At 67.1% G+C, this 13,264-nt stretch carries 11 protein-coding genes; all 11 read left to right on the top strand.

What is annotated here, in order from left to right; all coding sequences use genetic code 11:
* The first annotated feature begins 16 nt into the window (after nt 1–16).
* The 11 genes from pncA to tssE all read left to right on the top strand — a co-directional run bounded on the left by pncA (nt 17) and on the right by tssE (nt 13,182).
* Complete coding sequence (gene pncA, locus ACGLHS_RS27845; protein ID WP_394485075.1) at nt 17–742, top strand: bifunctional nicotinamidase/pyrazinamidase; 726 nt, start codon at nt 17–19, stop codon at nt 740–742.
* 64 nt (nt 743–806) lie between these two features.
* Complete coding sequence (locus ACGLHS_RS27840; protein ID WP_394485073.1) at nt 807–1,967, top strand: ABC transporter substrate-binding protein; 1,161 nt, start codon at nt 807–809, stop codon at nt 1,965–1,967.
* Entirely contained in the window at nt 1,945–2,445 is a 501-nt protein-coding gene (locus ACGLHS_RS27835) for a (2Fe-2S)-binding protein (protein WP_394485071.1), read from the top strand. Before ACGLHS_RS27840 ends, ACGLHS_RS27835 begins: the two co-directional genes overlap by 23 nt.
* Before the next feature lie 169 nt (nt 2,446–2,614).
* Nucleotides 2,615–6,367: a molybdopterin cofactor-binding domain-containing protein gene (locus ACGLHS_RS27830; RefSeq protein WP_394485069.1), complete on the top strand. Its 3,753-nt coding sequence runs from the start codon at nt 2,615–2,617 to the stop codon at nt 6,365–6,367.
* 76 nt (nt 6,368–6,443) lie between these two features.
* On the top strand, nt 6,444–7,628 hold the full coding sequence (locus ACGLHS_RS27825) for a fumarylacetoacetate hydrolase family protein (protein WP_394485067.1): 1,185 nt from the start codon (nt 6,444–6,446) through the stop codon (nt 7,626–7,628).
* A gap of 149 nt (nt 7,629–7,777) precedes the next feature.
* Entirely contained in the window at nt 7,778–8,878 is a 1,101-nt protein-coding gene (gene tssA, locus ACGLHS_RS27820; protein WP_394485064.1) for a type VI secretion system protein TssA, read from the top strand.
* Nucleotides 8,879–8,957: 79 nt separating this feature from the next.
* A complete protein-coding gene (gene tssB / locus ACGLHS_RS27815) occupies nt 8,958–9,530 on the top strand; it encodes a type VI secretion system contractile sheath small subunit (RefSeq protein ID WP_093247110.1) in 573 nt (190 codons plus the stop codon).
* A gap of 54 nt (nt 9,531–9,584) precedes the next feature.
* Nucleotides 9,585–11,093: a type VI secretion system contractile sheath large subunit gene (gene tssC / locus ACGLHS_RS27810; RefSeq protein ID WP_093247109.1), complete on the top strand. Its 1,509-nt coding sequence runs from the start codon at nt 9,585–9,587 to the stop codon at nt 11,091–11,093.
* Between the two features lie 48 nt (nt 11,094–11,141).
* Nucleotides 11,142–11,624, top strand: a complete 483-nt coding sequence (locus tag ACGLHS_RS27805) for a type VI secretion system tube protein Hcp (RefSeq protein WP_093247108.1) — start codon at nt 11,142–11,144, stop codon at nt 11,622–11,624.
* A 155-nt stretch (nt 11,625–11,779) separates the two neighbouring features.
* A complete protein-coding gene (locus ACGLHS_RS27800) occupies nt 11,780–12,646 on the top strand; it encodes a type VI secretion system accessory protein TagJ (protein ID WP_093247107.1) in 867 nt (288 codons plus the stop codon).
* A gap of 8 nt (nt 12,647–12,654) precedes the next feature.
* Complete coding sequence (gene tssE, locus ACGLHS_RS27795; RefSeq protein WP_093247106.1) at nt 12,655–13,182, top strand: type VI secretion system baseplate subunit TssE; 528 nt, start codon at nt 12,655–12,657, stop codon at nt 13,180–13,182.
* Nucleotides 13,183–13,264: the final 82 nt, after the last annotated feature.

Below are 13,264 nucleotides of genomic sequence, written 5' to 3'. Positions count from 1 at the left end.
CCCTGGAGTCCACGCCATGCATCGCAGAACCCTCGTGAAATCCGCCGCAGCCCTCGGGCTGGCCGGTGGCCTCGGCAGTGTCGCTTTCAACGCCTTCGCGGCCGGCAAGATCAAGCCCGGCGCCAAGGCGGCGCTGATCGTGGTGGACGTGCAGAACTGCTTTCTCGACGGCGGCACGCTGGCGGTGAAGGGCGGCAACGAAGTCATTCCGGTCATCAACGCGCTGGCGCCGGCGTTCGAGAACATCGTCGTCACGCAGGACTGGCACACGGCCGGCCATGCTTCGTTTGCCAGCACCTACAGTGGCAAGAAACCCTTCGAGACCACCAAGCTCAGCTACGGCACGCAGGTGCTGTGGCCCGACCATTGCGTGCAGGGCACGGAAGACGCGGCGCTCGGCAAGGAGCTGAAGGTGCCGACCGCGCAGCTCATCATCCGCAAGGGCTTCCACAAGGAAATGGACAGCTACTCGGCCTTCGAGGAAGCCGACCACAAGACGGCCACCGGCCTGGCCGGCTACCTCAAGGCGCGCGGCATCAAGACCGTGTTCGTCACCGGCCTGGCCACCGACTTCTGCGTGGCCTGGACTGCGATGGACGCGCGCAAGGCCGGCTTCGAGGCCTACGTGATCGAAGACGCCACGCGCGGCATCGACCTCAATGGCTCGCTGGCCGCCGCGTGGAAGCAGATGGCGGCCAAGGGCGTCAAGCGCATCCAGTCCGGCGACATCCAGACCGCCTGAGGCACGCAGGGCCGACAACCTGCAACCACGACAAGACCAGAAAAAACAACGAGACAAACGACGCATGAAGCTTTCGATTTCAAGGCGCGCGGTGGTGGCGGGCGGCGCGGCCCTGGCGCTCGGCCCGGGTTTGCTGCGGTCGGCACGCGCGGACAACGGCGTGACGGACACCACCATCCGCATCGGCCAGTCGGCCGTGTTCAGCGGCCCGGCCAAAGACTTCGGCGTCGACTACCGCGCGGGCATCAAGCTGTACTTCGACCGCGTCAACAAGTCGGGCGGCGTCAACGGCCGCAAGATCGAACTGATCACGTATGACGACGCCTACGACCCCGCGAAGACGGCCGTCAACACCGCGAAGCTGATCGATGAAGACAAGGTCTTCGCGCTCACCGGCTACGTGGCCACCGGCAACCTCGCGGCCGCGATGCCGCTGGCCGAGAAGGCCGGCGTGCCGATGTTCGCGCCGCTGGTGGGCACCACGTCGTTTCGCACCAAGACCAACCGCTACCTGTTCCACGTGCGCGCGGGCTACGACCTGGAACTGCGCAAGATCATCAGCCACCTCTCGACCCTCGGCATCCAGTCGATCGCGGTGGTCTATCAAGACAGCGCCTTCGGCAAGTCGAACCTCGCGACCTGCGAGGAGCTGGCGGCCGACTACAAGGTCAAGGTGCTCAAGACCTTGCCGCTGGCGATCACCGCCGAAGACGCGAAGTCCGTCGTCGCGAGCCTGGCCGAAGCCAAGCCCGGTGCGGTCGTGATGATCATGGCCGGCCGCATGGTCGAGGTGTTCATGCGCGACTACCGCGCCAATGCGGTGGCGGCGCCGCTGTACACGCTGTCGGTCGGCATCACCGATGCGGCCGGCTCCGCCAAGCGGCTCGACGGCAAGCTCGCCGGGCTGGTCACGGCCAGCATCGTGCCGCCGCCGACCGCGCAGCGCGTGCCCATCGTGGCCGACTACCAGCGCGACCGCGCCGAGTTCGGCGAGAAGATCGACAGCTACACCGCGCTCGAGGGCTACATCGTCGCGCGCGTGATGGTCGAGGGCCTACGCCGCGCGGGCAAGACGCTCACGCGCGACAGCTTCATCGCCGGGCTCGAAAGCATCGGCAGCACGCGCTTCGGCGACTTCCCCGTCGACTACAGCGCGAAGAACCACAACGGCTCGACCTTCGTGGACCTGGAGATGTACACCCGTGACGGCCAGTTGCGGCGCTGAGCCGCTGCACCTGCGGGTCAACGGCCAGGCGCATGCAATCGCCGGCGTGCCGCGCGAGGCGACGCTGCTGCATCTGCTGCGCAACGATCTGGGGCTGAACGGCCCCAAGTACGGCTGCGGGCTGGGGCAGTGCGGTGCCTGCACGGTGCATGTCGATGGGGTGGCGGCGCGTGCCTGCGTGATTCCGGCGCATGGCGTGGCGGGGCGTGCGATCACGACGCTCGAAGGGCTGGGGGCGCGGGGCAATTGGCATCCGGTGCAGGCTGCGTTCGAAGACGCGCAGGCCGCGCAGTGTGGCTACTGCCTGAACGGCATGGTCATGCAGGCGGCGGCGTTGCTCGCGCGCGATCCGCAGGCGAGCGAGGCGCGCATTCGCAGCGAGCTGTCGGGCAACCTGTGCCGTTGCGGCACGCACATTGAAATTCTCGATGCGGTGCATCGTGCGGCGCTGCGCATGCGCGCGGAGACGAACCCGTGAGCCGCCCACGTTGTCGCCTCCCGAGGTTTTATCCCCTCTCCCTCTGGGAGAGGGCTAGGGTGAGGGCATCGGCCTTCACACAAGCACAGCCTCAACCATCGCCGCGTGCCCTCACCCCAACCCTCTCCCAGAGGGAGAGGGAGCAAGACGGGGAAACGGGGCAACAGCGATGACGCGACGCGCCGATCTGCCGCAAACACGCGCCGAGTTCTTGTCGGCCGATGGCGTCCTGCTCATCGTGCGCGAGGCGCCCCCTGCACCGCCGCCCACCAAAGGCCAGCCCGCATTGATCGCCGGCAACCCCATCGAAGGCGACGAGATCCTGCTCGCCGTGTGGGACGACGGCAGCGCCTCCGCGCTCAACGGCCACGTCGACCTGGGCACCGGCATCCAGACCGCGCTCGCGCAGATCGTGGCGGAGGAGCTCGACCTCGGCATGCCCTGCGTGCGCATGATGCTCGGCGACACCGCGCGCGTGCCCAACCAGGGCGCGACGATCGCGAGCGCATCGATCCAGATCCATGCGCAGCCGCTGCGCCTGGCCGCGGCGCAGGCGCGTGCATGGCTGCTTGCGCGCGCGGCCGAGCGCCTTGGCGTGGCGGTCGATGCGCTGCAGGTGCGCAATGGCGTGGTGCGCGTCACCGAAGCGCCGGACCACCACGTCAGCTATGCCGAACTCGTTGCCGGCCAGCGCACCGTGCTGCGGCTCGACCCGCAGGCGCAGCCCAAGAACCCGGCCGACTACCGCGTGGTCGGCACGCGGCAGGCGCGCGTCGATATTCCCGCCAAGCTCGCGGGCGAGCTCGTGTTCGTGCACGACATGCGCGTGCCCGGCATGCTGCACGGTCGCGTGGTGCGTCCGCCCTATGCGGGCGCGGACCATGGCGAGTTCATCGGCAACACGCTCGAGTCGGTCGATGAATCTTCCATCGCGCACATTCCCGGCATCCGTGCCGTGGTCGTCATCCGCGATTTCGTCGGCATCGTGGCCGAGCGCGAGGAACACGCTGAACAGGCACTGCGCGAACTGCGCGTGAAGTGGAAGCCGTGGCCCGGCATGCCCGACCTGTCCGATGTTGCGCAGGCCCTGCGCGACAACCCTTCGACGCAGCGCCTGCTGGTCGATGAAGGCGATGTCGATGGTGCGATGGCCGCGGCCGCGCAGCCGATGCAGCGCACCTACGTGTGGCCGTACCAGATGCATGCGTCCATCGGCCCTTCATGCGCGCTGGCCGAATGGCAACCGGCCGATGGCAGCGGCATGCAGCTGCGCTGCTGGGCCGGTTCGCAGAACCCGCATGTGCTGCGCGCCGACCTGGCGAAGCTCATGGGCGTCGAAGACGTGCAGGTCGATGTGGTCCGCATGGAGGCCGCAGGCTGCTATGGCCGCAATGGCGCGGACGACGTGGCTGCGGACGCCGCGCTGCTCGCACGCGCGGTCGGCATGCCGGTGCGCGTGCAGCTCACGCGCGAGCAGGAACACGCGTGGGAGCCGAAGGGCGCCGCGCAGCTCATGGAGATCGACGGCGGCCTGATGGCCGATGGCCGTATCGCCGCCTACGACTTCGAGACCTCGTACCCATCGAACGGCGCGCCGACGCTCGCGCTGCTGCTCACGCGCACCATCGAGCCGGTGGCGCAGGCCTTCGAGATGGGCGACCGCACCGCGCGCCCGCCCTACAGCTACGACAACCTGCGCGTGAAGGTCAACGACATGGCGCCGATCGTGCGCGCCTCGTGGCTGCGCGGCGTGTCGGCACTGCCGAGTTCGTTTGCGCATGAGTCGTACATCGACGAGCTGGCGACGGCTGCGGGTGTCGATCCGGTGCAGTTCCGGCTGCGCCATCTGGAAGATCCGCGCGCGGTCGAGCTGGTGCAGGCCACCGCGCAGAAGGCCGGCTGGCGCATGCGCACCGGGCCGCAGGAGAACGCCGACGGCGGGCTGGGCGAGGGCGGCGACATCCTCTTCGGCCAGGGCTTCGCGTATGCGCGCTACATCCACAGCAAGTGGCCCGGCTTCGGTGCCGCGTGGGCCGCATGGGTGGCCGATGTCGAGGTCAACCGCAAGACCGGCGAGGTGCATGTGCGCCGCGTCGTGGTGGGGCATGACGCGGGCTTGATGATCAACCCCGCAGGTGTCGAGCACCAGGTGCACGGCAATGTGATCCAGACGACCAGCCGGGCGCTCAAGGAGCGTGTGCAGTTCGCGCCGCAGCAGGGTGGCGCCGAGGCCGGTGGTGCGCAGCTGCCGGGCGTGTTGCCGTCGGGCGTGGTCGCGAGCCGCGAGTGGGGCAGCTACCCGATCATCAACTTCCGCGAAGTGCCGGTGATCGAGGTGATGCACATGCCGCGTCCGGGCGAGCCTTCGCTGGGGGCGGGGGAATCGTCGTCGGTGCCGGGGACGGCGGCGATCGCGAATGCGATCTTCGATGCGACGGGGGTGCGGTTTCGGGCGCCGCCGTTCACGCCGGAGACGGTGTTGGCGGAGTTGAATCGGGGTTTGCTCCCTCCCCCTCTGGGGGAGGGCGGGGGTGGGGGCATACGGCGCTCAGATGGTGACGCTGCTGTGCCCCCATCCCAACCTTCCCCCAGAGGGGGAAGGAGCAATGCCGAAGCCATCTGGCCCAAGAGGAAGGGTGTGTGGGCGACGGGCGCAGCCCTCTTCATCGGCGGCATCGGCGTTGTTGCCGGCCTGCTCGGCTGGCGCTCCGCCATCGCGCCCGTGTCCCTCACCGCACCGGTCTACAGCGAGTCCACCATCGAGCGCGGCCGCGTGCTCGCCGCCCTCGGCGATTGCGCCGTGTGCCACACTGCACCCGGCGGGGCACCCAACGCCGGAGGCCGCGCGATGGACACGCCCTTCGGCACGCTCTACACCACCAACCTCACGCCCGATGCCGACACCGGCCTGGGCCGCTGGTCGTTCAGCGCCTTCCAGCGCGCGATGCGCGAAGGCGTCTCGCGCGACGGCCATCACCTGTACCCCGCGTTCCCCTACACCGCATTCGCGAAGACCAGCGACGACGACCTGCAGGCGCTCTATGCGTACTTCATGTCGATGCCTGCCGTGCGCGCCGAAACGCCGAAGTCCGAACTCAAGTTCCCGTTCAGCATGCGGCCGCTGATGGCCGGCTGGAACGCGCTCTTTCATGACCCCGCGCCATTGCAGCCCGTGGCCACGCAAAGCGCCGAGTGGAACCGCGGCGCCTACCTCGTCAACGGCCTGGGCCATTGCGGCGCCTGCCACACGCCGCGCAATGCATTGGGTGCAGAGCAGGGCGGCAGCGCCTTTCTCTCGGGCGCGATGGTCGACGGCTGGGAAGCACCCTCGCTCACGCAGTTGTCGAAGTCGGCCGTGCCGTGGGATGCCGACGCGCTCTATCGCTACCTGCGCAACGGCCACTCGCCACGCCACGGCATCGCTGGCGGCCCGATGGCCGAGGTGGTGCGCGAACTGGCCCAGGTGCCCGACGCCGATGTGCGCGCCATGGCCACCTACCTCGGCTCGTTCAATCCATCGCCGGTGGCCGAACCACAGGCCATCGCGCAACAGGCGATCGACAACGCCGCCCGCACGCAAGGCCAGTTGCTCGGCTCCGCGCAGCGCATGTTCGACAGTGCATGTGCGTCATGCCATCACGATGGCAACGGCCCCACGCTGCTGGGCGTGAACACGCCGCTCGCGCTCAACAGCAACCTCACGAATGCGCGGCCCGACAACCTGCTGCGCACCATCCTCGATGGCGTGCGCGAACCCGCGAGCCGCGACATCGGCTTCATGCCCGCGTTTCGCGAAGCCCTCGACGACCGGCAGATCGCCGAACTGGCCGGCTACATGCGCGCACGCTTCGCGCCGCAGGAGCCGGCGTGGAAAGACCTGCCCGCCGAAGTCGCCCGCGTGCGCGCGGCACCGGGGCACTGACAGGGCCGGCCGTCGTCATCCGCGATGCGCCGCTACGATGCCCCGTAGCGACACATACCTACGGAGACACGACGCCATGCCCTTGAACCTCTCGACTTCTTCCAGCCTGCCCCGCGACGCCGAGCGCGCCACACTGGTCGGCCGCATCTGGCAACCGGGCGTGGGCCCGGTGCTGGTGGCTGTTCATGAGGGCGGCCTGCACGACCTCTCGACGCTCGCATCGACCATGAGCGAGCTGCTCGAAGGCGACGCACAGCCTGCAGAAGCCGTTCGCCGGGCATTGATGACGAACGCACCGCGCATCGCAACGCTCGACGCCGTGCTCGCCAACAGCGATGAGACCGCGCGCGACGAAAGCAAGCCCTGGCTGCTTGCGCCCTGCGACTTGCAGGCCATCAAGGCCAGTGGCGTGACCTTCGTCGCGAGCCTGCTCGAGCGCGTGATCGAGGAGCAGGCGCGCGGCGATGCATCGAAGGCCGAAGCCACGCGCGCCGCAATCGGCGATGTGCTCGGCGACAACCTTGCCGACATCGTGCCGGGCTCGCCCGAAGCCGCGAAGGTCAAGGACGTGCTGATCGCGCAGGGCCTGTGGTCGCAGTACCTCGAAGTCGGCATCGGCCCCGACGCCGAGATCTTCACCAAGGCCCCGGTGCTTGCGGCCGTGGGCACGGGCGCCGACGTCGGCATCCATTCGGGCTCCGTGTGGAACAACCCAGAGCCCGAAGTCGTGCTCGCGGTCAACAGCCGCGGCCAGACGCTGGGTGCCGCGCTCGGCAACGACGTCAACCTGCGCGACTTCGAAGGCCGCAGCGCATTGCTGCTCGGCAAGGCGAAGGACAACAACGCCTCGTGCGCCATCGGCCCCTTCGTCCGTCTGTTCGATGCGCACTTCGGCATCGCGGATGTGCGCCGCATCACGGTCGGGCTCGAAGTGACGGGGCCCGAAGGCTTCAGGCTCGAAGGATCGAGCTCGTTGTCGAAGATCAGCCGCGATCCGCTCGACCTCGTGGCGCAGACGGTGGGCATACATCACGCCTACCCAGACGGTTTCATGTTGTTTCTGGGAACCATGTTTGCGCCGACACAAGACCGTCACGGGCCTGGTCAAGGATTCACCCATGTGGTGGGCGACAGCGTGCGCATCGCCGCACCCGAATTGGGAGCGTTGGTCAATCGCGTGGTGCACGCCGATCAGGCGCCGCGATGGACTTTCGGCATCGGCGCGTTGATGCGCAACCTGGCCGGGCGCGGACTGTTGTAGTTGCGCTGTAGACGTTCGGTAAACGTTTTAAAAGGAGTTGTACTCCTTTGTGATTCATAGGCTGCGCGTTGCATTCTGTTGCGGTTGACCGAAGCTTGCGTACCCCTCAAGATAACTATTGTTGAAAAACGGTTAACAGGGGAGAAGAGTTGTCGCCGAGCGAGATCGAACTGTTGCAGTCGCCTGTGGAGGGCCCGTTCCCGTGCGGTGAAGATCTGGAGTACGACCCCGATTTCATGGCACTGCAGCAGGCAACGACGGGCAAGCGCGAACAACAGTTCGGGTCGACCATCATCCCCGCCGAGCCACCGGACTGGGCCCGCGTCGAGCGCATCGCCAAGCAGCTGTGCACGCGCACGCGAGACCTGCGTGTGCTGGTGCCGCTCACGCTGGCATGGACCGAAAGCCGGGGCCTTCCGGGCTATGTCGACGGCCTGCAGGTGGTCGATGCGGTGCTGCAGAAGTTCTGGAGCGACGTGCATCCGCGCGTGGTGGTCGATGAGGATTTCGAAGACCCGTTGCCGCGCATGAATGCGTTGGCTGCCCTGGCCGAATCCGAAGGACTCGGACGCAGCGTGCGCGATGCGCGCCTGCTGGACGACGGCGGCGCGGCCATGAGCCTGCGGCAGGTCGAGGCGCTGCTCGATTCGAGCAAGACCGACCAGGTCGACTACCCCGGCGGCATCGGCCGCCTGCGCGATGCGGCCCGCCGCGCGCACGAGAAAGAAGCGCCGCCGGTGGTGGCCCTGCGTGCCGCGCTCGATCTGCTGCAGCGCATTCGCCAGACCTCCGAGCGCGCGTTGGGGCAAAGCTGGGCGCCCGACTTCTCGCGCCTCGAACGCTCGCTGCGCACGGTGGTCCAGCTGCTCCCCGAGCAGGCGCAACCCGACCCGTCGCAAGCTGTTGAAGCCCCATCAGGAGTGGCATCGGATGGGGTCGCACCCACCGAATCGGTAGTACCAAATGCCGCGGCCGGTACGGCTGCAAATGGCGGCGCAGGACTACGCGCGGCCAGCATTAAAGATATTGAAATATCGAGTCGTGATGATGTGCAAGTGTTGTTGGAAAAAGCTTGCCTGTATCTGGAGCGTGCGGAGCCCAGCCATCCGGCGCCCATGCTGATACGAAGAGCGCAGCGGCTGCTGGACCTCAACTTCTTCCAGATCATCGAAGAGCTCGTGCCCGAGGGATTGCAAAAGATAGAGAGCCTCGCGGGGCGGCCGTTGAACGGCGGGAGCCCGTCGCAATAGCCACCAGACGCCGCGGGCCCGGCGACAGCCGGTCGATCAGGGGCGGACCCCACACGCATTCAGATTCAAGAGGAAGCTTATGGCAGACAACCGTGTCAGAAACAGTGGTCAGAAGTTCATCGCGCGCAACCGCGCGCCGCGTGTGCAGATCGAGTACGACGTCGAGATCTACGGCAGCGAACGCAAGATCCAGCTGCCCTTCGTGATGGGCGTCATCGCCGATCTCGCGGGCAAGCAGATCGATCCGATGCCGGACCTGGCCGAACGTGAATTCATGGCCGTGGACATCGACAACTTCGACGACCGCATGAAGTCGATCAAGCCGCGCGTGGCCTTCCAGGTGCCCAACACGCTCACCGGCGAAGGCCAGATGAATGTCGACATCACCTTCGACAGCATGGACGACTTCTCGCCCGCGCGCATCGCACGCCAGGTCGATGCGCTGCAGCAGCTGCTCGAAGCGCGCACCGAGCTGTCGAACCTGCTGTCCTACATGGACGGCAAGAACGGTGCGGAACAACTGATCGCGCAGGCGCTGCAGAACCCGGCGCTGCTCAAGTCGCTGGCGTCCGCGCCCAACCCCGCCGTTGCCAAGGCGGTGGAAGCCGCGAACGAAAAAGCGGGCTCGGCACCCGGCGCTTCTTCCGAGTAAGCGCACGCACGAGCAGCACCCGCAACGCAAGCCGACGACGACAGGATCTCCATCATGAGCACCGCACCCAAACAGACAGCAGCGCAAGCGCAGGCCACCGTGGAGGCGCTCGCGCCGAACGAGTTCTCCGACCTCCTGCAGCGCGAGTTCAAGCCCAAGACCGACCAGGCCCGCGAGGCGGTGGAGAACGCCGTCAAGACGCTGGCCGTGCAGGCGCTGGAAAACACCGTCACCATCTCCAACGATGCCTACCGCTCGGTGCAGGCCATCATCACGGAGATCGACCGCAAGCTCTCGGAGCAGATCAACCAGATCCTGCACCACGAAGACTTCCAGCAGCTCGAAGGCGCATGGCGCGGCCTGCACTATCTCGTGAACAACACCGAGACCGACGAGCAGCTCAAGATCCGCGTGATGTGCGCGTCCAAGCGCGAAGTGGCGCGCTCGCTCAAGCGCCACAAGGGCATCGGCTGGGACCAGAGCCCGTTGTTCAAGAAGATCTACGAAGCCGAGTACGGCCAGTTCGGCGGCGAGCCCTTCGGCGCGCTGATCGGCGACTTCCACTTCGACCACAGCCCGCCCGACGTCGAGATGCTCGGCGAAATGGCCAAGATCGCCGCGGCCGCGCACTGCCCCTTCATCGCCGGCGCATCGCCTACCGTGATGCAGATGGACTCGTGGCAGGAGCTGTCGAACCCGCGCGACCTGACCAAGATCTTCCAGAACACCGAGCACACCGCATGGCGCTCGCTGCGCGATTCGGAAGATGCGCGCTACATCGGCCTGGCCATGCCGCGCTTCCTGGCGCGCCTGCCTTATGGCGCGCGCACCAACCCGGTCGACGAATTCGAGTTCGAGGAAGAAACCGATTCGGCACAGCACACGCGCTACACCTGGGCCAACTCGGCCTACGCGATGGGCGTGAACATCAACCGCTCGTTCAAGCAGTTCGGCTGGTGCACGTCGATCCGCGGCGTGGAGTCGGGTGGCGCGGTCGAGAACCTGCCCACGCACACCTTCCCGACCGACGACGGCGGCGTGGACATGAAGTGCCCGACCGAGATCGCCATCAGCGACCGGCGCGAGGCCGAACTGGCCAAGAACGGCTTCATGCCGCTGGTGCACCGCAAGAACTCCGACTTCGCGGCCTTCATCGGCGCGCAGTCGCTGCAGTCGCCGGCCGAGTACTACGACGCCGATGCCACGGCCAACGCCAACCTGGCGGCACGCCTGCCGTACCTGTTCGCATGCTGCCGCTTCGCGCACTACCTGAAGTGCATCGTGCGCGACAAGATCGGTTCGTTCCGCGAGCGCGAGGACATGGAGCGCTGGCTCAACGACTGGATCATGAATTACGTCGACGGCAGCCCCGGCACGTCGTCACAAGACACGAAGGCAATGAAGCCGCTGGCGGCGGCCGAAGTCCAGGTGGAAGCCATCGAGGACAACCCCGGCTACTACGCCGCCAAGTTTTTTCTCCGGCCGCACTATCAGCTCGAAGGGCTGACGGTTTCCTTGCGGCTGGTTTCGAAGCTGCCATCCAACAAGAAGGACGGCAGCTAGTTCAACGGTGTCCCGGCACACGGGCGCAAATAACTTTGGGGGTTAATCATGGCAGTAGACATGTTCATGCGCGTCGAAGGCGCGAACGGCGAATCCAAGGACTCGAATCACAAGGAATGGACGGATATCAAGTCGTTTGCCTGGGGTGCGACGCAGCCTGGAAACATGGTCAGCGGCGGTGGCGGCGGTGTGGGCAAGGCCAGCTTCAACGACTTGCAGGTTCTGGCCCGCATCGACAAGGCGGCACCGTCCGTCATGAAGAACTGCGCAAGCGGCAAGCACCTGTCCAAGATCGAAGTGTCGGTGTGCAAGGCCGGCGGCTCGCAGATCGAATACACGCGCGTCACGCTCGAAGAAGTGCTGGTCACCTCGGTGCAGTACACGGCCGAACAGGGCTCTGACGCCGTGCTCGTGCAGTACGCCTTCCAGGCCGCCAAGGTGAAGCAGCAGTACTGGGAACAGACCGACAAGGGCGGCAAGGGCGCCGAGACGGTGCTGGCCTGGAACATCAAGGAAAACAAGGAAGCCTGATTTCCTTGCGCTGAGCCCGACGGGCCGCGCGCGTCGCACGATGGTGCGACGCGTTCGCGGGCCGGCCGGGGATGTTCCCCGACGGCCATCGACGGCCGTCTTTTGCACGACGGCTTTTTTTCGCGCCGCGTGCCAGCAGTCAATGAGGAAGCTTCATGGGCGATGGGTTTGCAGTGCTGGGCGATCGCTCCGTGGCCGAGCACACCGAAGGGGTACAGCGGCAGATTCGCGCCCGCCCCCAGGACGCCGGCCTGCGGCTTGCCCTGTGCCACTTTCTTGCGCTGCGCGGCGAATGGCAACGGGCTGAAGACCAGCTCAAGCTCGCCACCAAGCTCGATCCCACGTTCACGCCGGCCAGCGTCACCTGCGCGATGGCGCTCGCGGGCGAACGTCATCGCACCGAATTCTGGGCCGGCGGACGCGCGCCGGCCATCGTCTGCGGCAACGCGGACTGGGTCGAGCAGCTGATCGCCGCGGCGACGCTGCCGGCCGAACGCGCCGAAGAAGCAGCCGCCCTGCGCGACAGCGCGCGGCAGGCCGCGCCCGCATTGCAGGGCACCCTTGCCAGCGTCGACCGCTCGGATGCGCGCGCCGTGCAGGCGCTCGACGGCGAACCGGTCGAGCACAGCGAATTCGCCTGGCTGTGCGACGGCGACGCGCGCCTGGGCGCGGTGCTGGAACTGCTCACGCCCTCGGGCTATGCATGGCTGCCGCTGCCTTCGGTGCGGCGCATCAAGTTCTCGCGCCCGCAGCATCTGGTCGACCTGTTGTGGGCCCCGGCCCAGATCGAGCTGCACGACGGCCGCGCACTCAACGGCCTGGTGCCGGTGCGCTACCCCGGCCCGCTCGATGCCCTGGACGACGACACCGCGCTGGGCCGCCGCACCGACTGGCTCACGCTGCCCGGCGAGGCGCAGTACGCGGGCGTTGGCCAGCGCACGCTGATCAGCGAGGCCGGCGACCATTCATTGCTCGATCTGCGGCTCATCGAATTTGCGGCCGCGGCGAGCGCCTTGCCATGAGTGCCCTGATGGACGCCGAAGGCGACCCGCAGGAAAGCGTTGCGCGCGACCGCCTGCAACCCGTGCTGCTCGATCGCCTGACCGACAAGCAGCCGCTGACCCGGCAGGAGCGCGCGGGTTCGTTCCTCATGAGCGGCAAGCTGCTGCGCGACTCGGTGCTGCGCGATCTGCAATGGCTGCTGAACACCGCCAACTTCGGCGCCGACCACACCATCAACGGCATGCCGCGCGCACGCAGCTCGGTGCTGAACTACGGCGTGCGCGGCTGGGCCGGCGGGCGCATGTCGGAGGTCGACTTCGCGGACGTCGAGGCGGCCATCCGCGCCTCGATCATCGACTTCGAGCCGCGCATCATGAAGGACAGCATCGACGTGCGCTGCGTGACCGACGCGACCGAGCTGGAGCACCACAACCTGCTCGCGCTGGAGATCCGCGGCACGCTGTGGTCGGTGCCTTACCCGATCGAGTTCATCCTGCGTTCGGAGCTGGACCTGGAGAGCGGGCACATGGTGCTGCGGCCGACCGGGGGACTTTGATGCTGGCGTTCTCTTTTCGTGGAACACCGTGGAACCGGCTTTGCCGGGCCACCGGTGTTGCCCCCTGCAAGGGGGTTGGCGA

The sequence above is a fragment of the Variovorax sp. VaC1 genome (assembly GCF_043658315.1).
In the GTDB taxonomy this organism is placed as follows: domain Bacteria; phylum Pseudomonadota; class Gammaproteobacteria; order Burkholderiales; family Burkholderiaceae_C; genus Variovorax.
This window is presented reverse-complemented; position numbering and strand designations above follow the sequence as displayed.